The following is a 21,762-nucleotide window of genomic DNA, read 5'->3' on the forward strand; positions in this document are numbered from 1 at the left end:
TCCTTACTCCCCTTCAACACGCATGATGCTGGCGACACCGCGCACGGTGTCCAGCTTCCGCAGCGCCTCGACGGTCCCGGAGAGGGCGGCGTCGGGTGCGCGGTGGGTGACGACGACGAGGGAGGCCTCGCCGTCCTTGCCCTGCTGCCGGACCGTGTCGATCGACACGCCGTGCTCCGCGAAGGTGGTCGCCACCTGGGCGAGGACGCCCGGCTTGTCCGCCACATCGAGGCTGATGTGGTAGCGGGTGACGACGTCCCCCATGGGGCTGACCGGCAGCTGGGTGTACGCCGACTCGCCGGGCCCCGTTGCCTCGGCGAGCTTGTTGCGGCAGACGGCGACGAGGTCGCCGAGGACTGCGGACGCGGTCGGCGAACCGCCCGCGCCGGGCCCGTAGAACATCAGCCGCCCGGCGGCCTCGGCCTCGACGAAGACGGCGTTGTACGCCTCGCGGACGGAGGCGAGCGGGTGGCTGAGCGGGATCATCGCCGGGTGGACGCGGGCGGTGACGGACTCGCCGTCCGCGGCGCGCTCCAGGATGGCGAGGAGCTTGATGGTGCAGCCCATGCGCTTGGCGGAGGCGAAGTCCGCGGCGCTGACCTCGGTCATGCCCTCGCGGTAGACGTCGTCGAGGCGGACCCGGGTGTGGAAGGCGATGCCGGCCAGGATCGCGGCCTTGGCGGCGGCGTCGTAGCCCTCGACGTCGGCGGTGGGGTCGGCCTCGGCGTACCCGAGGGCGGTGGCCTCGTCGAGCGCCTCCTGGTAGCCGGCACCGGTCGAGTCCATCTTGTCGAGGATGAAGTTCGTGGTGCCGTTGACGATGCCCATCACCCGGTTGATCTTGTCGCCGGCGAGGGACTCGCGCATCGGGCGGACCAGCGGGATGGCGCCGGCGACGGCTGCCTCGTAGTACAGGTCCAGCCCGGCCTGCTCGGCGGCGGCGTGCAGGGCCGCGCCGTCCTGGGCGAGCAGCGCCTTGTTCGCGGAGACGACGGAGATGCCGTGCTCGAAGGCGGTGGTGATCAGGGTGCGGGCGGGCTCGATGCCGCCGATGACCTCGATGGCCACGTCGATGTCGCCCCGTTTGAGGAGGGCGGTCGCATCGGTGGTGACGAGGGCGGGGTCGATGCCCTCGCGCACCTTGGAGGGACGGCGCACAGCCACGCCGGCGAGTTCGACGGGCGCGCCGATCCTGGCTGTCAGATCGTCGGCGTGCGTCGTCATGATGCGCGCCACCTCTGAGCCGACCACTCCACAGCCCAGCAGCGCCACCTTCAGCGGACGCGTACGCATCATTGACCTACGCCTTTCGATCTTTCATCGCTCCCGGCGCGCGGTTTGCGCGTCAGGTATGAACCAGTCTCACTCAATGGACAGGAGTTTCCATCTCCGGTCCATTGAGTGAGACGTGTACTGGACGTCTATTTTGGGGGTCCGGACCATTCCCCCAGAAATATGGGGGTCATCCGAGGTCGAGGGACAGGAGATCTTCTTCCGTTTCCCGGCGGACGATCACCCGCGCCCCGCCGTCGCGCACGGCGACGACGGGCGGGCGGAGCGCGTGGTTGTAATTGCTGGCCATCGAGCGGCAGTACGCCCCGGTGGCGGGTACGGCGAGCAGGTCGCCGGGGGCCAGGTCGGCCGGCAGGAAGGCGTCCTTCACGACGATGTCACCGCTCTCGCAGTGCTTGCCGACGACGCGGACGAGCATCGGCTCGGCGTCGGAGACGCGGGAGACGAGGGTGACCGCGTATTCGGCGTCGTACAGGGCCGTACGGATGTTGTCGGACATGCCGCCGTCGACGGAGACGTACGTGCGCAGCCCCTCCAGCGGCTTGATGGTGCCGACCTCGTAGAGGGTGAAGGCGGTGGGGCCGACGATGGCGCGGCCGGGCTCGACGGAGATGCGCGGGGCCTTGAGCCCGGCGCTCTCGCACTCCCGCGCGACGATCTCCGTGAGCGCCTTGGCGATCTCGTGGGGCTCGCGCGGGTCGTCGGCGGAGGTGTACGCGATGCCGAGCCCGCCGCCGAGGTCGATCTCGGGGAGCTCGACGCCGTGCTCGTCGCGCACGGCGGCCAGCAGCCGGACCACCCGCTTGGCGGACACCTCGAAGCCGGCCATGTCGAAGATCTGCGAGCCGATGTGGGAGTGGACGCCGAGCAGCTCCAGCGAGTCGTGCCCGAGCGCCCGGCGCACGGCCTCCGCGGCGGACCCGTCGGCGACGGCGATGCCGAACTTCTGGTCCTCGTGGGCCGTGGCGATGAACTCGTGGGTGTGCGCCTCGACGCCGACGGTGACGCGGATCTGCACGGGCTGGCGTACGCCCAGCTCGCGGGCGATGTGCGCGACGCGGGCGATCTCCTGGAAGGAGTCGAGCACGATCCGCCCGACGCCGGCCGTGATCGCGCGCCGGATCTCGCCCTCGGACTTGTTGTTCCCGTGGAAGGCGATCCGCTCGGCGGGCATCTCGGCGGCGAGGGCGGTGGCCAGCTCCCCGCCGGAGCAGACGTCGAGGTTCAGCCCCTCTTCCTTCAGCCACTTCACGATGGCCTTGGAGAGGAACGCCTTGCCCGCGTAGAACACGTCCGCTTCCTTGCCGAAGGCGTGCGCCCAGGCGCGGCAGCGGGACCGGAAGTCCTCCTCGTCGAGGAAGTAGGCGGGGGTGCCGAAGTCCTCGGCGAGCCGGGTCACTTCGATCCCGCCCACCGTCACGACCCCGTCGTCGTTGCGCCGGACGGTACGGGACCACACCTTCTCGTCGAGCGCGTTCAGGTCGGCCGGCGGCGGGGCGTAGTGGCCCTCGGGCAGGACGTCGGCGTGGCGGGGCCCGGCGGGGTGCGCGGAACGGCTCATCGGAATCTCTCTTCGCGGTTCACAGGAAGTCTGGGGCGTCTATGCCGAGGAGGGCGAGGCCGCCTGCCAGCACCGTCCCGGCGGCTTCGGCGAGTGCCAGCCGGGCGCGGTGGGCGGCCGAGGGTTTCTCGTCCCCCTTGGGCAGGACCTGGTGCTGGAAGTCGAGGAGCGCGTCGGCGACGGCGACGAGGTGCCGGGTGAGCCGCTCGGGCGCCTGGTGGTGCGCGGCGGCCTCCAGCACGAGCGGGTACTCGCCGAGCAGCCGCAGCAGCTCACGGCCTCCGGTGTCGTCCCCGGGCTCGCCGCCGAACCCGAGACCGGCGGCGTTGATCCCCAGCGCCCGGGCGCGGGAGTGGGCGTACCGCACGCGGAAGAACTCGCTGGACTCGTCCTGGACGAGCAGCCCGGGGGTGAAGGAAGGGGTCTCGCGGGCCGGTACGCAGAGCATGGCCCAGGCGGCGGCGTCCGCCCCGTACACGGCGATGACGTCCCCGTCGCGCCGGGCGACGGGCGCGACGCGGAGCTCCTGCGCGCCGGGGGCGCCCTGACTGACCCGGATCCTCTGCACGGCCTCCCGGACCACGCGCCCGCGCAGCTCCCCGGCGTCCGCGAACCCGTACCGCCGGCCCCGCGCCCGGACCTCGCGCACGAGCTCACCGGCGGAAACGGGCGCGAGGCTGAAATTGAGGAAGCCGGGCCCGGTGACCTCCGCACCCAGGATCCCGGGCTCGTCGGCGAGCAGCCGGCCCGCGAGCACCCGGGCGACCTCACGGGGTTCGAGCCGGGCGTCCTTCGCCACCTGGAGCGCGACGGGGGTGGCGTACTCCCCCACTCCCCCGGGGCGGGTGCGCTCGACGACCACGCGCCCGGGCACGCTCGCGGCGAGCTCTCCGTCCTCGACGGCACGGCGTACGGCTTGTACGACGGCACGAGAGAGGTCGGCGGGGATCACGGAACCCAGCCTAGGCGAGAAGCCCCTAGGCCATGCATCGGGTTTCGGCATGTGAACAAGGAGGCGCGCCCAGACCCCTTCAGGCCCCTCTCCCGGCCCTCCCTGCCCGCCCGGCGGGGGCACCCTTCCGCTCGACGAGCCGGCGCACGACCCGGACCAGCTCGGTGGGCTCGAAGGGCTTGGCGACGAACGCGTCCACCCCGGCGGCGATCCCGGCCTCGACCTCGTGCTGCGTACAGGCGCTGACGATGGCGACGGGAACGTGCCGCGTCCGCGGATCGGCCCGCAACTGCGCGGCGGTCCCGAAGCCGTCCAGCCGAGGCATGACCACATCAAGGGTGATCGCGTCGGGACACACCCGGTGAACCACGTCCAGACACTCGGCACCATCGTTCGCGGTCACGACCTCGAAGCCCTCCAGCTCGAGATTGACCTTGATCAGCTGCCGGATGACCTTGTTGTCGTCGACAACAAGCACCCGGCCCGAGGCGCCTGGCACAACTCGAGAGTAGGTCGCCCTAAGCCCCCGCGTCCGGGTTTTTGCCACTTCCACCCCCTCCGGGCGACCGGCCTCCCCCTCCCGCCCAAATCGGTTCCTGATCACCCCGTGGGAGCTGGTAGTGTTCAACCCGTCGCCGCAAAGCGAACGACACGCCCCCGTAGCTCAGGGGATAGAGCAACGGCCTCCGGAGCCGTGTGCGCAGGTTCGAATCCTGCCGGGGGCACTTCGCAGGAAGTGCCCAAAGACCCCGCCGCAGCAGAGATGCTGAGGACGGGGTCTTCGCGTATGTGCGGTCAAGTGGCCCGTCAGGTACGGGAGTTGTCCAGGGCGCGGGCGGGTTCCGGGCGGGGGGTCAGCGCCAGGGTCAGGGCCGTTGCCGTCAGGGAGACCAGGCCGCCTGCCGAGAGGGACCAGCGGGGGCCCCAGTGGTCGGACAGCCAGCCCGTCAGGAGGGCGCCCAGGGGAGTCGTGCCCATGAAGATCAGGGTGAAGAGGGCCATCACGCGGCCCCGGTAGGCCGGGTCCGAGCCGAGCTGGATGCGGTGGTTGGCCGCCTGGGCGAAGTACATCATCGCGAAGCCCGTCAGGGACAGGAGGAGACATGCCGTCGGGAGGGTGGGGGCCAGGCCCGTGAGGGCTTCGGCGGCGCCGAAGGCCAGGGCGGAGCCGGTGACCACGGCGGCCGTCGGGCGGGTGCGGCGGGCGGTCGTCGCGAAGGCGGCCAGCAGGGAACCCGCCGCGAGGGAGCTGCTCAGCAGTCCGAAGGCGGCCGAGCCGGTGTGGAACGCGGTCTTGGCCAGCAGCGGCAGCGTCAGCTGGAAGTTGAAGCCGGCCAGGCCCAGTACGCCGACCAGGGTCAGCGGGAGGATCAGGTCCGGGCGCCGGGAGACGTAGCGGATGCCGTCCGCGATGCGGGCGCCGGCCGGCCGGGACCGGGGGCCGTGGAGTTCCGCGGGGCGCATCAGCGCGAGGCCCGCCACGGCCCCCAGGTAGCTGCACGCGTTGATCAGGATGACCGGCCCGACGCCGAGGCGGGCGATGAGCAGACCCGCGGCCGCGGGGCCCGCCACCCGGGCGGCGTTGAAGTACGCGCCGCTCAGCGCCGACGCGTTGGGCAGCAGCTCGTTGCCGACCATCTCCCCCACGAAGGCGATGCGGGTGGGCGCCTCCACCGAGTTGACCGCGCCGAGGGCGAGGGCGAAGAGCCAGATGTGCCACAGCCGTATCTCGCCCAGGGTCACCCACAGGCCCAGGAGGAGGGCGAGGGTGCCCGATGCCAGGTTGGCCAGGACCAGGATGCGGCGTTTGCTGTGGCGGTCGGCCAGCCGGCCCCCGTAGAGGGTGAGCAGGAGTACCGGCGTGAACTGCAGGGCGGTCACCACGCCCAGGGCCGTTCCCGAGTTGCCCGACAGCTCCAGCACCAGCCAGTCCTGCGCGACCACCATCATCCAGGTGCAGGTCACCGAAAGGAGCTGGCCGAGGAAGAAGAGCCGGAAGTTGCGTACGGAGAGGGAGTCGAAGGCGCGTTTCAGGGTGTGCACGGGCGGTAGTTTCCCTTCGCTCCCTCGATTCTCCGTGGTGGCGGCGGAGCGGCCACCCGTGGACGGTTCCGGTGGTCCGTACGAGGGCGACGGGCCGGGGTCTGTGGCTTCGGGGGATGGGTGGCGGCCCGGGGCGTGGCTAGGGTGGTTTTCGAGGCCGCTTTGTGCCCGTTGACCAGGTGCTTTGCGGCGAGGGAGCGCACAGAGGATGGGGCGACGAGGATGCGTGAGCTTGCGGAGACGGCGCGGCAGTGGACGGCCGAGGGGCGGGTGGCGTTCCTGGCCCGGCCCGTGACCGAGCAGGGGTTCGGACCCCGGGACCCCGCCGGGGCCGTGCTCGTGGACGCCCGTGGGGAGTGCGTCGGGGCCCTGTACCGCGGGGTGTTCGACGCCGAGCTCGTCGCGGAGGCCGGGGCCCTGGGCGCCGGCGAGACCGCGCGGGTGTGCGAGGTGTCGGTCGGGACCGGTGAGGCCACGGAGGCGAGGCTGACCTGTGGCGGGCAGGCGGAGGTGCTGCTGCAGCCGCTGTCCGCGATCCCCGCCGAATGGTGGGAGCTGCTGGGCACCGGGGCCGGGGTGGCGCTCGTGACCCGCCTCAGCGAGGGCGCGGACGGCGCCGTCAGCGAGGTCGTACGGGCCGGCGACGAGCCGGCCGACGACGCCGGGCGGCGCGCCGGGGAGCTGCTGGGGACCCGGCGGCCCGGGCGGGACGCCCTGTACGGGGGCTCCGGGCTGGTGCTGGTGGAGGCGTACCCGTCGGCCCCGTACGTGGTGATCGGCGGGACCGGGGAGCTGGCCGACGTGATCGGCGCGCAGTCGGCGCTGCTGGGCTGGGAGTCGGTGTCGGTGGAGACGGCGGCGGAGGCGGAGAAGGTGCTGACGGCGCACCGGGACGCCGCCTGCCTGGTGATGCTCAGCCACGAGCCGGACTTCGACGTGCCGGCCCTTCGGAACGCGCTCGCGCTGGAGGTCCCGTACGTCGGCGCGCTCGGGTCGCGGCGGACGACCGCCCGGCGCCAGGACGGGCTGGTGGCCGCCGGGGTGGGTGCGTCCGAGCTGGCGCGGGTGCACGGGCCCATCGGGCTGGACCTGGGCGCCAAGACCCCGGCGGAGACGGCGCTGGCCATCTGCGCCGAGATCCTCGGGGTGCTCGGGGGCCGGGACGCGCGGGGGCTGAGGGACTCGGACGGGCCGCTGCGCTGAGGAGCGGCCCCGCTGCGCTGAGGAGCGGCCGCCCCCTCATCCATTCGGAGTAGGGGGCGGTACGCGCCGCACGGCCGTCGGCCCCGCCTGCGGGCGGGGCCGACGGCCGTCTTGAGGTGATTCTTCGAGCTGCCCGCGCATGCAAACGGAGCGAAAGCGGGAAAATGGGATCCATGGACACGATCCTCAGCGTGGACAAGATCCTGACCGACATCGCGTGGTTCTTCGTCGTCGGCATCGTCATCGCCGGCGTCCTGCTCGCGGGCTTCAAGCTGGGCCAGCGGGTCCGGGCGAAGGAACCGCCGCCGCCCACCCCCGAGAGCCAGCCGCACCTGCCCGACGGCGGGGCGGTCTACGAGGTCCGCGAGGAGCGTGACCCGGTGGAGATCCCCGAGGGCGGCCTGCGACCGCACGAGATGCAGGGTTACGGGAACTTCGGGTCCACCACTTCCAGCCATTCCGAAGAGGTTCGGGCCGAACGCGAGTCCGGCTACGAGAAGCCGGAGGGACCGGGGCCGCACCCGCAGCCCGGAGCTCCCCCGGACGCGGGGCGCGGGGCGCACTCCTAGCGGGTGTCCCGCCCGCCGCGGTGCCGGAACCGGCCTCTGACCTGCGCCTCCCGCGCGGGTCAGAGGTCTGTCCGCAGCCGCAGCACCTCCGGCGGCGGATGGCGTACCGAGCTGTGCCGGACCTCCGCCGCCAGCGGCGGGTCCAGCAGGCGGAACGGCACCTCGCCGAGCCCGATCGCCGTGACCGTGGCCCCACCGCCGGCCCCGCCCGCGGCCGGCCCGCGCTCGGCGACGGCCGCCGCCAGCTCCGTGCGCAGCACCGCCGAGAGCGGGCTCGACACCAGCGGCGCCTCGTCCTCCTCCCCCGGCAGGACCAGCACGAGCGCCAGCGGGCGGCGCGGGGTGCCGGTGTAGCCGATCACCGCCGCGTCCCGCACGTTCGTGTGCCGGAGCTTGCGCCAGGCGCGCCGCCCGGCCGGGTAGGGCTGGTCCAGCCGCTTCACGACCAGGCCCTCGATGCCGCTGGCGGGCAGGGTCTCGTACCAGGTCTCGGCCAGCTCCGGGTCCGTCGTCATCGGCACCGGCTGGAGCGGCGGGCCGAGCGGCAGCAGCAGGTCGACCAGCAGGGCCCGGCGCCGCTCGTAGGAGCGGCCGCGTACGTCCACCCCGGCCAGCTCCAGCACGTCGAAGGCCGCGTACGAGGCCGGCAGGCTCTGCGCGAGCACCGCGGCGCGGGCCTCGGTGGCCGCCGCCGCGCGCCGCTGGACCAGCGCGAAGTCCGTGCGGCCGGCGTGCCAGACGACCACCTCCCCGTCCAGCACGGTCCCGGCGGGCAACTGCCGGGCGGCCGCCGCCAGATCGGGGAACGCGCCGGTGACGATCCGCCCGGAGCGGGCCTGGAGCGCCACGTCCTCCCCGGTGCGCAGCACGACCATCCGGTGGCCGTCGAACTTCGGCTCGTACGCAAGGCCCGCCGCGCGCGGCAGGGTACGTACGGCGGCGGCGAGCGCGACCTGGACGGCCGGCCGGGTCACGGCAGGCTCCCGGCCCGTCCGGGGTCGTTCAGCGGGGCGAGGAGGTCGCCGTCGCGGGCCAGCCGGGGCGGGATGTCGTCGGCGAGGAACAGCAGGTCGGAGGGGTCGCGGCAGGCTTCGACCTCCGCCCAGGAGACGGGCGCGGAGACGGTCGGCAGGGGCCGCGCGCGCAGCGTGTAGGGGGCTGCGGTGGTCTTGGCGGCGGCGTTCTGGCTGTGGTCGACGAAGACCTTGCCGGGGCGCAGCGCCTTGGCCATCCGGTGCACGACGAGGTCGGGGAGCTCGGCCTCGGCCTCCTGGGCGAGGGCCTTGGCGTACGCGGACACGCGCGCCGAGGGGGCCGGTTCGAGGGCCACGGCCAGGTGGAGGCCCTTGGAGCCGGAGGTCTTGGCGTACGCGGTCAGGCCGTCGGCGGCGAGGCGTTCGCGCAGCCACAGGGCGGCGGCGCAGCATTCGACGACGGTGGCGGGCGGGCCGGGGTCGAGGTCGAGGACGAGCCGGTCGGCGATGGCGGGGGCGCCGGCCCGCCACTGGGGGGTGTGGAACTCGACGACGAGGTTGGCCGCCCACATCAGGGACGCCAGGTCGGATACGACCACTTGTTCGGCCCGTGCGTCCTCGGAGCGGGGCACGGGGGTGGTCTTCACCCAGGCGGGCGTGCCGGGCGGCGGGTTCTTCGTGAAGAAGAGCTGGCCGTCCGGGCCGTCCGGATAGCGCAGGAAGGACAGCGGGCGGTCCTTGATGTGCGCGAGGAGGGAGTCCGCGACGGTGGCGTAGTAGTGCAGCACCTCGCCCTTGGTGAAGCCGGTCCCCGGGTAGAGGACCTTGTCCAGGTTGCTGAGCGCGATGCGACGCCCCTCCACCATCGTGATCGGCGTCATACGATGAGATTGCCACGAATCAGGAGGAACCGTGCGATCCATTTGGAACGGGGCGATCTCCTTCGGCCTGGTCAGCATCCCGATCAAGCTCGTGAACGCCACCGAGAGCCACTCGATCTCCTTCCGTCAGATCCATGTGACCGACGGCGGCCGGGTCCGCTACCGCAAGGTGTGCGAGCTGGACGGGGAGGAGGTGTCCTCCGACGAGATCGGCAAGGGGTACGAGGAGGCGGACGGGTCGATCGTCCCGATCACGGAGGAGGACCTGGCCCAGCTGCCGATCGCCACGGCGAAGACGATCGAGATCGTGTCGTTCGTGCCCGCCGACGAGATCGATCCGCTCCAGATGGACGCCGCGTACTACCTCGCGGCGAACGGGGCCACGGCGGCCAAGCCGTACACGCTGCTGCGGGAGGCGCTCAAGCGCAGCCGGCGGGTGGCGATCGCCAAGTACGCGCTGCGGGGGCGGGAGCGGCTGGGCATGCTGCGGGTCGTCGACGACGTGATCGCGATGCACGGCCTGCTGTGGCCGGACGAGATCAGGGCGCCGGAGGGAGTGGCGCCGGATGCCGCGGTGTCCGTACGGGAAGCCGAACTGGACCTGGCCGACGCGTTGATGGCGACGCTGGGCGAGGTGGAGATGACCTCCTTGCACGACGACTACCGCGAGGCCGTGGAGGCGATGATCGCGGCGAAGGCGGGCGGGGCGTTCGAGCCGCAGGAGGCGGTGGTGGAGCCGGCCGGCGGTCAGGTGATCGACCTGATGGCGGCGCTGGAGAACAGCGTGCGGGCCGCCAAGGCCTCGCGGGGCGGCGGGGGTTCGCGGGACGCGGAGGGCGGCACGGAGGCGGAGGTGACCCCGATCCGGCGCAGGGCGGCGGCCGCCGCGCCCAAGGCGGTGGGCGGAAAGAAGTCGACGGCCTCGGCCACCGCCCGGAAGACGGCCGCGTCGGGAGCCGGGAAGAAGAAGACGGCCGCGAAGTCCACCTCGACGGCCGCGTCGGCCACGTCTGCCGCGTCCGCCAAGTCGCGCTCCACGAAGTCGACTTCGAGCGCCACGAAGTCGGCTTCGGCCTCGGCGAAGTCCGCCGCCGCGAAGAAGGCCTCCTCCTCCGCCGCCAAGTCCGCCTCCGCCGCCGCGAAGAAGGCGGCGCCGCGGAAGCGGAGTTCGGCCTGACGCAGCAGGCCGCGGCAGGTCTCAGGTCCATGCCGGGCGGGCGCGGGCCAGGGCGAAGAGCGCTTCGATCTCAGGGGGTTTGAGGGTCGTCGGCGTGCCCCGCAGGAAGGTCGTCAGGGTCGGGGGCTGGAGGACCAGGACGTCACGCTGCGTCGGGGCCACCTCCACCCGGGAGGCATCCGCCAGGGCGAGGGCCGGGGTGACCGGCGCGGCCAGCACCCGGGCGGCGCAGGCGGCCGCCCGGCGGATCCAGCGGGGGTCGGGGCGGGGGTCGGCGCGGCCCACCGTGAGCAGCAGGTCCCCGATGTGGGCGCGCTGGCGGCGGCCCGGGACCGTACGGACGGCGAGGACGCCCGGCGGGCCGATGAGCAGGTGGTCCAGCAGCCCCAGACCGGGCAGGGGGACGTCGTGCAGGGCCCGCCAGTCCGACGCCTCCAGCAGGTCGAGCTCCGCGCCGGTGCGCTGCCGGGCCTGGAGTTCCTGCCGCATGCGGTGCCGGGCCCGGCTGCCCTGTGAGCCGTACGCCAGCTCGCCCAGCAGGGTCTCGCCGGGCCGGTTCGGAGCCAGGTCCCGGTCGGGCGGCAGGCTCAGGCCGCGCAGCTCGGCGGGGGTGGGCACCGGGGGCGGGCCGATGGTCCAGTCGCGGGTCAAGTACGGGCGCAGGGCCGCCAGTACCGCCTCGCGCTGGTCGTCCGCCAGGACGCTGATCCGGTTGGTCTGCCGGTCGTACCAGGCCACGGCCTGGCCGTCGGGCCGGTTGACGTAGAGCCGGCCGCGGCCGGGCCGGCCGCTCGGAAGGACCTTGAGTCCGCGCATCGGCCTCACCCCCGCCGTCCATGGGAGCAGGCGGTGCGCCCCCGGGCAATCCCTCGGTTGTGTAACAGCTCCGTCGGGTGCCTGCGGCCTTCCTGTTACAAGGTCATCGCCCTACCGCAACGGCCGGGGCCTACTTTTGTGCCGTCTGGACGCGCCAGGCCCTGACCATTGCCGAGGGAATCCCGTGGAAACCGCCCGCCGCCGCACCATCGTTCGCGCCACCGCCGTGACCGCATGCGCCGGCGCACTGCTGGCGCTGCCGACCGCCGCCGCGCTCGCCGACGGGACGCCGGCCGCCTCCGGCACGCAGCGGACCCTGGTCAGCAGCATCTCCCTCGCGGACGGCCGGTCGACCGCGAAGGTGTACCGCCTCGCGAAGGACGCGTACCAGGCCGAGATCCTGCGCGCGGGCGCCAAGGTGGCCACCCTGACCAGCCGCGGCGGGGCCACCGGGGTCGGCGCCGCCGGTGAGCTGCACGCCGCGCTGCGGCCCGACGGGCGGCTCTCCTCCTGGGTCGGCGACACCGTGCCCGGGGGCGGCTCCCACGCCGTGGCCGGTGACGGCCACAAGACCGGGACCCGGCACGGCGGGGGCGGCGGGGGCGGCGGCCAGGTCGTGCCGGCTTCGCTGGACACCCCGGCGGGCACCCCGGTCAAGGGCGGCTCCGGTGCCGCCGGGACCGCCGAGGCGCTGCGGCTGAACACGCTGGCCGACGGGCCGGGCGACGGCGTGCTGCTGCTCGCCGCGGGCGGCGGGATCGCGGCCATCGGCGCCGCCGGGCTGGGCTTCGCGATGCTGCGGCGCGGGCGTACGGACGGCTGATCGCCGCTCTGGGCGAACAAATGGGGCCGAGCTGCGCATAAGGTTGGCTGGATATCGACCATCGCCGACCGGCCGCGCGCAGAGGAGGGCCCCGCACGTGCGAAAGCCCTCTCCCGCACCGCTGCTGGTGGCAGCCCTGCTGCCGCTGGCCGTCGCCTGCGGGAACACCGGCGGGCTCGCCTCCGCCGGGCCGACCCCGACGGCGAGCGGCCCCGTACACCTGTGGCCGGAACGCCGGGGCGCCGAGGTACCGCCCGCCGATCCGGGGGGAGCGCCACCGGAGTACGTACGGGGGCTGCCGAAGGTCACCGGCCAGAACGTGCACGAAGTCGACCCGGTCGCGCTGGTGCAGGCGGAGCTGCGGGCCCATCCGGACATCAGCGTGGGCGCGGACGGCATGCCCGCGGAGACCGCCGCCGCGATCCGAGCCTGCGGGAAGGCGGGGCAGGACCCGGCGGCGTGCCCGGTGCGGCAGCCGTACTACCGGGACCTCACCGGGAACGGCAAGGACGAGCTGGTGATCGGCATCGAGTTCCCCGACAGGATGATGTCCGTACGGGTGTACACGGTGGACGCCGGCGGGCGGCTCAACCGGATCATGGCCACCACCGAGACCGTGATCAGCGTGGAGCTGGCGGGGCGGGACGTCATCCTGCGCGTGCCGAGCGGCAACCCCGGCTACGAGCTGATCACCGCCTGGTCCTGGGACGCGAAGCAGCGGACGATGCTGCCGGAGCGCGAGCAGATCGTACGGGTGCCCGCCGCGCCGACGTCGCCGTCGGTGCCGTCGTCATCGCCGTCGAGCGGTCACAGCCCGTCGGCCGCACCGTGAGGGCGTGGCTGCCCGCGTGGACGGCCACGCTGACCTGGAAGTCCGCCTGCTTCATCGTGGTGATGTGCTGCGCGCTCGCGGCGGTGCTGGGCGTACTGGTGCACGTGGAGGTGACCCGGCAGACGGTGGCGGCGGCCCGGGACAAGGCGCTGGACAAGCTGGACGAGGCCGCGTACGCGTACGAGGCGGGCGAGGCCCTGCCGCCGCAGTCCGGACTCGACCCGGCGGGACTGCCGCCGGAGCTCCGGACGCTCGCGCTGAGCGGCCGGCGCGGAACGGTCGTCGGCGACGTCGGCGGGCGGCCGGTGATGTGGGCGGCGGCCCCGGCCGACGGGCGGGCGCTGGCCACCCTCATCGACTACGGGCAGAGCGCGGGGACCATCCGGGGCCTGGACAACGCGATCATCGGCTCCTCGGTGCTGGCCCTGGGCGGCACCCTGCTGATCGGCGCCTTCGCGGTGACGCGGGTGACGCGGCGGCTGCACCAGACGGCGGCGGTCGCGCGGCGGATCACCCAGGGCGACCTGGACGCGCGGGTCGGCGACCCGCGCACGGAGGACCCCTCGCGGCACCAGGACGAGGTGTCGACGGTGGCGGGCGCGCTGGACACGATGGCGGGGACCCTCCAGCGCAAGCTGCAGAGCGAGCAGCGGTTCACGGCGGACGTGGCGCACGAGCTGCGGACGCCGCTGACGGGCCTGCAGGCGGCTTCGGAACTGCTGCCGGAGGGGCGGCCGACGGAGCTGGTCAGGGAGCGGGTGCGCACGATGCGGCAGCTGACGGAGGACCTGCTGGAGATCTCGCGGCTGGACTCGGGGAACGAGCGGGTGGACACCGATCTGCACCAGCTGGAGCGGCTGGCGCGGCGGGTGGTACGGGCGTCGGGACTGGAGACCGAGGTGGTCGTGGTCCGGGACGCGCACGTGGAGACCGACCGGCGGCGGCTGGAGCGGGTGCTGGGGAACCTGCTCGCGAACGCGCACAAGCACGGGCGGGCCCCGGTGGTGTTGACGGTGGACGGGCCGGTGGTGACCGTACGGGACCACGGCGACGGGTACCCGGAGTACCTCCTCACGGACGGCCCGCAGCGGTTCCGCAGCGGGGGCAAGGGACACGGGCTGGGCCTGACGATCGCGGCGGGCCAGGCGGAGGCGATCGGCGCCCGCCTGGAGTTCCGCCACGCGGAGGGCGGCGGCGCGGAGGCGGTCCTGACCCTGCCGTTGCCCTAGGTCCTGTCCGGGCGGGGACGGCGGCTCGCGGCGCGGGCCCGCCGCCGCGAGCCGCGCCCGGCTCAGCGGCCGCCGCGGGACTTCGTCCACGGCCAGCGGAGCTTCGGCTTCTCGCCCGTCGGGGAGAAGGTGTACTTCCACCCCTTCTGGAGCCCCAGCCGCCTCGTGTACCCCGACGGCACGCGCTCGTACAGCAGTACCGTCGGGGGGCCGCCGTCCGCCGCCGGGACCGGGATCTCGTACCACTTCGGCGGGTGCCCCGTCGGGCCCACGAGGATCGGGAGGACGCGGCCGTCCATCGGCCCGCCCTCGAAGGGGGTCGGTTCGCTTCTCACCCCACCAGTGTCACAGCAGGTGGGCCGCCTCGGAGACCACCGGGATCACGCGGCGGGCCAGGACGCCCGCCGGGCCGTCCGGCCGTTCCAGTGCGAGGGCCGCGCGGGCGGCGGAGGCCGTCTCCGGGTCGGTGGCGGCCGTAGCCGTGAGCAGGGCCATGAACTGGTCCACCAGCCAGTCGCGGAGGGTGGCGACCTCGGGCTGCTTGCCCTCGTCGATCCAGATCAGCGAGGCGGCCTCCACCGCCGTGATCCAGGTGCGGACCATCATCCGCAGCCGCGCGCCCGGGGCGGGGACGCCGAGGTGGAGGAGGATCTGCTCGGCGGCCGCGCGGCGGATGCCGTCCACCGTGGCCGTGGTGCGGGAGGTCTCCACGACGCTGCCGCCCTGGAGCAGTGCGGCGAAGCCGGCGTCGTGCTCGTCGACGAAGGACAGGTAGCGATCCAGGACCCGGGACAGCCGCTGGGTCAGCGGGCCGGTCTGGGGTTCGGCGAAGCAGAGTTCGAGGACGTCCGCCGCCGAGCGCAGCGCGGCCTCGTACAACTGCTGTTTGCCGCCCGGGAAGTAGCGGTAGACCAGCGGGCGCGAGACGCCCGCGGCCTCGGCGACGTCGTCGAGGGAGATCTCCTCCGGGGCACGGTGCGCGAACAACGACAGCGCGGCGTCGAGGAGCTGGGCCCGCCGCTCCTCGACGCTCAGTCTGCGGTACGCCCGTACGGTCATGCCCGCAGAGTAGACGACCCGCCTACGCGAGGAGGCCGGAGCTGCGCCAGAGCCTGCGGCCGACGCCGCGCAGGACGCCTATGTCGTCGAGGAAGTCGGTGAGCCGCTTCGCGCCGGTCTGCATCACCTCGCGGCGGTGGCCGCTGGCCTTGACCTGGGCGACGGCTTCGCGCCGGTCGAGGCCGACGTTCTCGTAGACGGCGGGGTTGACGAAGGCCACGGAGAAGACGCGGGCGGCCTCGCCGCAGCTGATCCGGGTGAGTTCCTGCTCCCAGCGCGGGGCGGTCAGCATCTGGCGGCGCAGTTCCTCGCGGGCGTAGCGGACGTGCCGGGCCTCTTCGATGACGTGGATCCGGGTGACGCCGCGGACCAGGGGCTGGATGCGCTCGTCCGGGAAGGTCAGGCGCTGCATCCAGTCGAGGATCTCCTCGCCGAGGAGGGTGCACGCGAAGGAGCCGGGGGTGGTGGAGACCGTCTTGAGGATGCGGGCGAGGTTGTGGTTGAGCCGGGTGACCGGGTACTCGGGGGCTCCGCCCTTCTGGATCATGCGGGCGAACATCATCGAGTGCCGGCACTCGTCGGCGATCTCGGTGAGCGCGTACCGGACGTGGTTGCTGGTCAGCGACTTGTCGTAGATGTGCCGGACCAGGAGCTGCATGAGGATGATCTCGAACCAGATGCCGAGGGAGGCGAGGGACGCCGCCTCGTGGCGGGAGAGGTCGATGCGCTGCTCCTCGCCCATCTTCTTCCACATCGGGGTGTCGTAGAGGGAGAGCAGTTCGGGCGGCCAGTAGTACTTGCCGTCGATCGGCGGGGCGTCCCAGTCGAGTTCCCGGTCGGGGTCGAAGGAGTGCTTGGCGGAGGATTCGAGGAGTCGTTCGGCGATCTGCTCGCGGTCCTTGAGGAGGCCGAGGGCGTCCCTCAGCGCGGCTCGTTCCGTCACTGTCGTCATGGCTTCGGGCACCTCGCGGTCGGGTTACCTACGGTCACCCCTTATGAGACTCCTTGTCAGCAAGGCCGTCAATCCCTCGCGCACGACTTGTTGACCCCGCGTCTACCAACGTGTGACGCTGCCAACTGTCCACTCCCGCAAGGCAGTACGCGAGACGCAGTACGCGAGACGAGGAGGCGTCAGTGTCGACGCACGAGCTCTACACCCGGGCCCCGGACGAGGCCGTGTGGCCGGTCCCCGCCTCCGGCGCGGCCCGCTTCAGCTGGGAGTACGACGGGGGGCGCGACCGCCTCCTCGCGCTGTACCAGAAGGGCAAGGACAAGCAGTGGGACGGCGCCAAGCGCATCGACTGGGACATCGAGGTGGACCCGTACGACCCCCTCGGCACCCCCGACGAGATGCTGACGCTCCACGGCACCCGGCACTGGGCGAAGATGACCGAACGGGACAAGGGTGAGCTGCGCCGGCACTACAGCGCCTGGAACTTCAGCCAGTTCCTGCACGGCGAGCAGGGCGCGATGGTGTGCGCGGCGCGCATCGTGGAATCCGTGCCGGACCTGGACGCGAAGTTCTACTCCGCCACCCAGACCATGGACGAGGCCCGGCACGCCGAGATCTTCGGGCGCTTCCTGCACGAGAAGGTCGGGATGCTCTACCCGATCAACGACAGCCTCCAGGGGCTCCTCGGCGACACCCTGCGCGACTCCCGCTGGGACATGCCCTACCTCGGCATGCAGGTGCTCATCGAGGGGCTGGCGCTGGCCGCCTTCGGGATGATCCGCGACACCACCGACAAGCCGCTGCCCAAGCAGATCCTCGCGTACGTGATGCAGGACGAGGCCCGCCACGTGGCCTTCGGGCGGATGGCGTTGCGCGACTACTACAAGCAGCTGACGGACGCCGAACTGCGCGAGCGCGAGGAGTTCGTCATCGAGGGCTGCTACCTGATGCGCGACCGGCTGCGCGGGGTGGAGGTGCTGGAGGACTTCGGCATCCCGAAGCGGGAGGCGGTGGAGTACACCGAGCAGTCGGAGTTCCTGCACCTGTTCCGGAAGCTGCTGTTCAGCCGGATAGTGCCGTGCGTCAAGGACATCGGGCTCTGGGGGGACCGGCTGCAGAAGGCGTACCTGGAGATGGGGGTCTTCGAGATGGGCGACTCCAACCTCGACCTGCTGATGACCGAGGACGAGGAGATCGCCGAGTCGCTGGACCGCGAACGCTTCGCGGCCGAGGAGCGGGAGCGGGTGGCGGAGGTGGAGGCCGCCATCCAGGAGGGCGCCGGGGCGTAGCAGGGCGCAGGCCCAGAAAGGCACAGGCCTAGGCGGGCCAAGCGGGCGCAGGCCTACGGGGTGTCGGCCCGCAGGGCCGCCTCCATCACCGCCCGCGCGATCGGGGCCGCCGCGCCGTTGCCGCTGATGTCCCCGCGCACCGCCGAGGCGTCCTCGACCACCACCGCGACCGCGACCGCCGGCTGCGGCGCGTCCTGCCCGCGGGCCCAGGCGATGAACCAGGCATAGGGGGTGCCGGCGTTGCCGACGCCGTGCTGCGCGGTGCCCGTCTTGCCGCCGACCCGCGCGCCGGGGATCGCCGCGTTGCGCCCCGTGCCGTCCTCCACCACCTTCACCATCAGCTCCTGCACGCGCAGCGCCGTGGCCGGGCTCATCGCCCGGCTCAGGGTGCGCTGGTCGGCGCGCCGCACCAGGGAGCCGTCGTCCCGGGTCGTCCGGTCCACCAGGTAGGGCGTCCGCAGCTCGCCCCCGTTGGCCACCGCCGCCGCGACCATGGCCATCTGCAACGGGGTGGCCTTGGTGTTGAACTGTCCGATCGAGGACAGCGCCAGCTGGTCGGGGCTCATGTCGGTGTCGAAGGTCGACCGCGACACCCACGAGGGCACCCGCAGCCCCCCGTCGTTGAAGCCGAAGCGGGCCGCCGCCTCGGCCATCCCCCGCAGGCCGACCCGCACCCCGATGTCGGCCATCACCGTGTTGCAGGACCACTGCACCGCCTCCGCCATCGAGGCCTCCGCGCAGCCCGTGGCCGCGTTCGGCAGCAGGGTGCTGGTGCCGGGCAGCGGGTACGGGTCCGGGGTCCGGGTCGGGGCGTCCACGTCGGTGACCACGCCCGCGTCGAGGGCGGCGGCCGCCGTCACGATCTTGAAGGTGGAGCCCGGCGGATAGGTCTCGCGCAGCGCCCGGTTGAGCATCGGCCTGGTGGGGTCCGCGTTCAGCCGCTCCCAGGCCGCCTTGACCCGCGTACCGGTGCCGGAGAGCAGGCCCGGGTCGTACGAGGGGCTGCTGACCAGGGCCAGGATCCTGCCCGTGGCCGGCTCGACGGCGGCGACCGCGCCCCGCTTGCCGCCGAGACCCCGGTACGCGGCCTGCTGCACGGCGGCGCGCAGGGTGGTCGCGGCGTTGCCGCCGCCGGGGCGGCCGCGCGAGAGGTCGTACCAGAGCGGGAAGGCGGACAGTCCCGGGTCGGTGCCGGAGAGGACGGCGTCCTCGGCCCGCTCGACGAAGCTGGTCCCGTACGTCTGGGAGGAGAAGCCGGTGACGGGCGCGTAGAGGGGGCCGTCGGTGTAGGTCCGCTCGTAGCGCAGCAGCTGGCCGCTGTCGCGGGAGCCGGTGACGGGCCGGCCGTCGACCAGGATGTCCCCGCGCGGTTCGGCGTAGCGCTCGATGGCGGGACGTTTGTTGGCGGGGTTCGCCCCGTAGGCGGCTGACTCCCACACCTGCACCCGGGCGACGTTGGCCAGCAGCGCGGCGAGCAGCAGGGCGCAGAAGTACGCGCACCAGCGGATGTAGCGGATCACGCGGGACCCTCCCCCGCCGCGGGGCCCGTCCCGTGGCCGGTCCCGCGGCCGGGTCCGGGCTCCGGTCCGGGCTCCGGTCTGGGTCTGCGGGCGCTGTCGCTGAGCCGGACGAGCAGGGCGACGATGATCCAGTTGGTGACCACGGAGGACCCGCCCTGCGCGAGGAAGGGCATGGCCATGCCGGTGAGCGGGATCAGGCCGGTGACGCCGCCCGCGATGACGAACACCTGGAGGGCGACGATCGAGGCCAGCCCGGTGGCGAACAGCCGCCCGAAGGGGTCGCGCAGCGCGAGGCCGGCGCGGAAGCCCCGGGACACGAGGAGCCCGTAGAGGAGCAGGACGGCGGTGAGGCCGACGAGGCCGAGCTCCTCGCCGACGGTGGCGAGGACGAAGTCCGACTTGGCGGCGAAGCCGATGAGGAAGGACTGGCCGTGTCCGAGGCCGGCGCCGAGCAGGCCGCCCGCGGCGAAGGCGAAGAGGGACTGGGCGAGCTGGCCGGGACCGTCGCCGCGCTCGATGGAGGCGAAAGGATTCATCCAGTCGTTCACGCGGCTGTGCACGTGCGGTTCGAAGGTCCCGACGGCGTACGCCCCGAGGGCGGCGAGCAGCAGCCCGATGGCGATCCAGCCGATCCGCCCGGTCGCGGTGAACAGCATGATCACGAAGAGGCCGAAGAAGAGCAGCGAGGTCCCGAGGTCCCGCTCCAGGACGAGCACCCCGACGCTGAGCAGCCAGATCGCGAGGATCGGCCCGAGCACCCGGCCGGGCAGGAGGCGGAGCTTCCAGAAGAGCCGGCGGCCGGTGAGGGCGAGGGCGGTGCGGTTCGCGGCGAGGTAGGCGGCGAAGAAGAGGGCGAGCAGGATCTTGGCGAACTCCCCCGGCTGGAAGGAGAGCCCGGCGAAGCGGATCCAGATGTGGGCGCCGTTGACGGCCGGGAAGAAGACGGGGAGCAGCATGAGGGTGAGGGCGGCGGTGACGGAGAGGTAGGCGTACCGCTGGAGCGTCCGGTGGTCGCGCAGGAGGGCGAGCACGAGGACGAACAGCACCACCCCGAGCGCCGACCACCGCAGCTGGGCCCCCGCCCCGGGCTCCCCGGGGGTGGCCAGGTCGAGGCGCTGGATGAGGACCAGGCCGAGCCCGTTGAGCAGGACGGCGATGGGCAGGAGGAGCGGATCGGCGTACGGGGCCCTGAGCCGGACGGCGAGGTGCGCGAGCAGCGCGGCTCCGCCGAGCCCGGCGGCGTAGGGGGCGGCGGGCCGGCTGGTCTTTCCGTCGGCCGCGAGGCCCACGTAGAGGTGGCCCAGTACGGAGATCAGGACCGCGCCCGCGAGGAGCGTCAGCTCGATGCCGCGGCGCTTGGCGGCGCGGGCGTCGGGGGGCGGGGGCGGAGCGGGCTCCGTCACCTTCGCCGTCAGAGCGGTCATATGGGGAAACGTAGCAAGGTCGCGGCTGGTATGTCCGCTTATGTCATAGGGTGCCGAAGAGTCGTCAGAAACGGTCAGGAGTGAGGAGCCCCGGCGCATGGGACCTGTGGAATTCATCGTCCTCGCCTTCCCGGAGGAACAGCTCCGGGTCCCGGCGGTCGAGGCCGTGATGGGGCTGCGGAAGACCGGGGTGGTCCGGCTGATCGACGGCCTCGTCACGACGAAGACGGCATCGGGGGAGGTACTGGCGGCGGAGTTCGACGAGTTCGTGGAGCTACGGGGCATCCTGGCCGGCCGTGACGTGGCCCGGCTGATCGGCCCGGAGGACGTCCACGAGGCGGCGGAACTCCTGGACCGGGGCAGCTGCGCGCTGCTGCTGGTGGTCGAACACGTCTGGGCCCAGGACGCGGCCATCGCCGTACGGGCGGCGGGCGGGCGGATCGTCGGCTCGGTCCGGATCCCGGCGGAACGGGTGGGGGTGGCGTGATGTTCATCCGGCCGGTGGGCGTCACGGTCAAGGCGGCGGTCCGCCCGGCAGGCCGCCCGCTCCTGCGCGGCCTGCTGCGACGGGCGGCGGGCGCGGCGGAGTGGGCCCAGGCGGAGGACAGCGGGGATGCGGTGGTGGAGGGGTTCGGGGACGAGTACGGGGACGAGTTCGGGGATCGGGTGGGGGATGAGTTCGGGGGTCGGGTGGGGGATCGGTTTGGGGATCGGGTGGGGGATCGGTTTGGGGATCGGGTGGGGGATCGGTTTGGGGATCGGGTGGGGGGTGGGGATGCAGGGGAGGCCGGGGGCGGGGAACCCTGGGAGGAGGAGCCCGGTCCGGCCCCCGCCGCCGAGGAAGAACCGCAGCCGGCTCCGGCGGAGACCCCCTCCGCCCCAGGCCCGGGCGGCCCGGCGGTTCCACCACTGCCCGGCAGCCTGGTGACGGAGCTGACCCAACTGGCCGACCTGACCCGGGAGGGCCTCCTGACCCGGGAGGAGTTCACCAGGGCGAAGGCCCGCCTGCTGGGGGGCGGGGGTGCGGGGGCGGAGGGGTAGCGGGGCGGTCTCATGGCTGGTTTGGGGGCTTCCCGTCAGTCCCATCGTCCTTCCGTGTCGGGCCGGTCCCTCAAGGGCGCTCCCTTCGGTCGCGTCACTGCGTGATCGCCTTCGGCGACCCTTG

21 protein-coding genes and 1 tRNA gene are annotated in these 21,762 nt (G+C 73.1%); 9 read left to right on the top strand and 13 right to left on the bottom strand.

Going from position 1 to position 21,762, the window contains the following annotated elements:
• Positions 1-3: 3 nt before the first annotated feature.
• From ACZ7IF_RS20825 to ACZ7IF_RS20840, 4 genes are all read right to left on the bottom strand, one after another.
• Positions 4-1,296: a homoserine dehydrogenase gene (locus tag ACZ7IF_RS20825; RefSeq protein WP_007266575.1), complete on the bottom strand. Its 1,293-nt coding sequence runs from the start codon at positions 1,294-1,296 to the stop codon at positions 4-6.
• A 166-nt stretch (positions 1,297-1,462) separates the two neighbouring features.
• Positions 1,463-2,854 carry a diaminopimelate decarboxylase gene (gene lysA / locus ACZ7IF_RS20830; protein WP_470973211.1) on the bottom strand — a complete coding sequence of 464 codons (1,392 nt, stop codon included), beginning with the start codon at positions 2,852-2,854 and terminating at the stop codon, positions 1,463-1,465.
• 19 nt (positions 2,855-2,873) lie between these two features.
• Positions 2,874-3,806: an ArgS-related anticodon-binding protein NrtL gene (nrtL, locus tag ACZ7IF_RS20835; RefSeq protein ID WP_470973213.1), complete on the bottom strand. Its 933-nt coding sequence runs from the start codon at positions 3,804-3,806 to the stop codon at positions 2,874-2,876.
• Between the two features lie 79 nt (positions 3,807-3,885).
• Positions 3,886-4,359: a response regulator gene (locus tag ACZ7IF_RS20840; RefSeq protein WP_470973216.1), complete on the bottom strand. Its 474-nt coding sequence runs from the start codon at positions 4,357-4,359 to the stop codon at positions 3,886-3,888.
• Between the two features lie 100 nt (positions 4,360-4,459).
• Between ACZ7IF_RS20840 and ACZ7IF_RS20845 the strand changes: the two genes are divergently transcribed.
• Positions 4,460-4,531, top strand: a tRNA-Arg gene (locus ACZ7IF_RS20845).
• 82 nt (positions 4,532-4,613) lie between these two features.
• On the opposite strand, the gene ACZ7IF_RS20850 is transcribed toward ACZ7IF_RS20845, so the two are convergent.
• On the bottom strand, positions 4,614-5,849 hold the full coding sequence (locus ACZ7IF_RS20850; RefSeq protein WP_470973219.1) for an MFS transporter: 1,236 nt from the start codon (positions 5,847-5,849) through the stop codon (positions 4,614-4,616).
• 222 nt (positions 5,850-6,071) lie between these two features.
• Between ACZ7IF_RS20850 and ACZ7IF_RS20855 the strand changes: the two genes are divergently transcribed.
• On the top strand, positions 6,072-7,052 hold the full coding sequence (locus ACZ7IF_RS20855; protein WP_470973222.1) for an XdhC family protein: 981 nt from the start codon (positions 6,072-6,074) through the stop codon (positions 7,050-7,052).
• A 173-nt stretch (positions 7,053-7,225) separates the two neighbouring features.
• Complete coding sequence (locus ACZ7IF_RS20860; protein WP_470973225.1) at positions 7,226-7,621, top strand: DUF6479 family protein; 396 nt, start codon at positions 7,226-7,228, stop codon at positions 7,619-7,621.
• Positions 7,622-7,680: 59 nt separating this feature from the next.
• Here ACZ7IF_RS20860 and ACZ7IF_RS20865 read toward each other — a convergent pair whose 3' ends face one another.
• Entirely contained in the window at positions 7,681-8,595 is a 915-nt protein-coding gene (locus ACZ7IF_RS20865; protein WP_470973228.1) for an ATP-dependent DNA ligase, read from the bottom strand.
• A complete protein-coding gene (gene ligD / locus ACZ7IF_RS20870; RefSeq protein ID WP_470973231.1) occupies positions 8,592-9,476 on the bottom strand; it encodes a non-homologous end-joining DNA ligase in 885 nt (294 codons plus the stop codon). Before ligD ends, ACZ7IF_RS20865 begins: the two co-directional genes overlap by 4 nt.
• A 31-nt stretch (positions 9,477-9,507) precedes the next feature.
• Here ligD and ku point away from each other — a divergent pair, with 31 nt between their 5' ends.
• Positions 9,508-10,653, top strand: a complete 1,146-nt coding sequence (ku, locus tag ACZ7IF_RS20875) for a non-homologous end joining protein Ku (protein ID WP_470973234.1) — start codon at positions 9,508-9,510, stop codon at positions 10,651-10,653.
• A 21-nt stretch (positions 10,654-10,674) separates the two neighbouring features.
• On the opposite strand, the gene ACZ7IF_RS20880 is transcribed toward ku, so the two are convergent.
• Positions 10,675-11,469 (bottom strand): nuclease-related domain-containing protein, encoded by a 795-nt coding sequence (locus ACZ7IF_RS20880; RefSeq protein ID WP_470973237.1) that lies wholly within the window; start codon positions 11,467-11,469, stop codon positions 10,675-10,677.
• Between the two features lie 184 nt (positions 11,470-11,653).
• Between ACZ7IF_RS20880 and ACZ7IF_RS20885 the strand changes: the two genes are divergently transcribed.
• From ACZ7IF_RS20885 to ACZ7IF_RS20895, 3 genes are all read left to right on the top strand, one after another.
• Positions 11,654-12,292 (top strand): hypothetical protein, encoded by a 639-nt coding sequence (locus ACZ7IF_RS20885; protein WP_470973240.1) that lies wholly within the window; start codon positions 11,654-11,656, stop codon positions 12,290-12,292.
• Between the two features lie 97 nt (positions 12,293-12,389).
• A complete protein-coding gene (locus ACZ7IF_RS20890) occupies positions 12,390-13,124 on the top strand; it encodes a hypothetical protein (RefSeq protein WP_470973244.1) in 735 nt (244 codons plus the stop codon).
• On the top strand, positions 13,121-14,353 hold the full coding sequence (locus ACZ7IF_RS20895; protein WP_470973246.1) for an ATP-binding protein: 1,233 nt from the start codon (positions 13,121-13,123) through the stop codon (positions 14,351-14,353). Before ACZ7IF_RS20890 ends, ACZ7IF_RS20895 begins: the two co-directional genes overlap by 4 nt.
• A 62-nt stretch (positions 14,354-14,415) precedes the next feature.
• Here ACZ7IF_RS20895 and ACZ7IF_RS20900 read toward each other — a convergent pair whose 3' ends face one another.
• From ACZ7IF_RS20900 to ACZ7IF_RS20910, 3 genes are read right to left on the bottom strand one after another with little or no spacing between them, the layout of a single operon-like run.
• A complete protein-coding gene (locus ACZ7IF_RS20900; protein ID WP_470973250.1) occupies positions 14,416-14,688 on the bottom strand; it encodes a hypothetical protein in 273 nt (90 codons plus the stop codon).
• Positions 14,689-14,698: 10 nt separating this feature from the next.
• Positions 14,699-15,412: a TetR/AcrR family transcriptional regulator gene (locus tag ACZ7IF_RS20905; protein WP_470973253.1), complete on the bottom strand. Its 714-nt coding sequence runs from the start codon at positions 15,410-15,412 to the stop codon at positions 14,699-14,701.
• A 22-nt stretch (positions 15,413-15,434) separates the two neighbouring features.
• Positions 15,435-16,364, bottom strand: coding sequence for an AurF N-oxygenase family protein (locus ACZ7IF_RS20910; protein ID WP_362467201.1), 930 nt, complete (start codon positions 16,362-16,364; stop codon positions 15,435-15,437).
• Between the two features lie 182 nt (positions 16,365-16,546).
• On the opposite strand from ACZ7IF_RS20910, the gene ACZ7IF_RS20915 reads away from it, so the two are divergent.
• Positions 16,547-17,653, top strand: a complete 1,107-nt coding sequence (locus ACZ7IF_RS20915) for a ferritin-like domain-containing protein (RefSeq protein WP_470973258.1) — start codon at positions 16,547-16,549, stop codon at positions 17,651-17,653.
• A gap of 53 nt (positions 17,654-17,706) precedes the next feature.
• Here ACZ7IF_RS20915 and ACZ7IF_RS20920 read toward each other — a convergent pair whose 3' ends face one another.
• Together ACZ7IF_RS20920 and ACZ7IF_RS20925 are read right to left on the bottom strand one after the other, a co-directional pair.
• Positions 17,707-19,173, bottom strand: coding sequence for a penicillin-binding transpeptidase domain-containing protein (locus tag ACZ7IF_RS20920; RefSeq protein ID WP_470973261.1), 1,467 nt, complete (start codon positions 19,171-19,173; stop codon positions 17,707-17,709).
• Positions 19,170-20,597, bottom strand: coding sequence for an FtsW/RodA/SpoVE family cell cycle protein (locus ACZ7IF_RS20925; RefSeq protein WP_470973264.1), 1,428 nt, complete (start codon positions 20,595-20,597; stop codon positions 19,170-19,172). Before ACZ7IF_RS20925 ends, ACZ7IF_RS20920 begins: the two co-directional genes overlap by 4 nt.
• 97 nt (positions 20,598-20,694) lie before the next feature.
• Here ACZ7IF_RS20925 and ACZ7IF_RS20930 point away from each other — a divergent pair, with 97 nt between their 5' ends.
• On the top strand, positions 20,695-21,084 hold the full coding sequence (locus ACZ7IF_RS20930) for a DUF6325 family protein (protein ID WP_470973267.1): 390 nt from the start codon (positions 20,695-20,697) through the stop codon (positions 21,082-21,084).
• Positions 21,085-21,762: the final 678 nt, after the last annotated feature.

Source organism: Streptomyces sp. NPDC037421 (genome assembly GCF_055602105.1).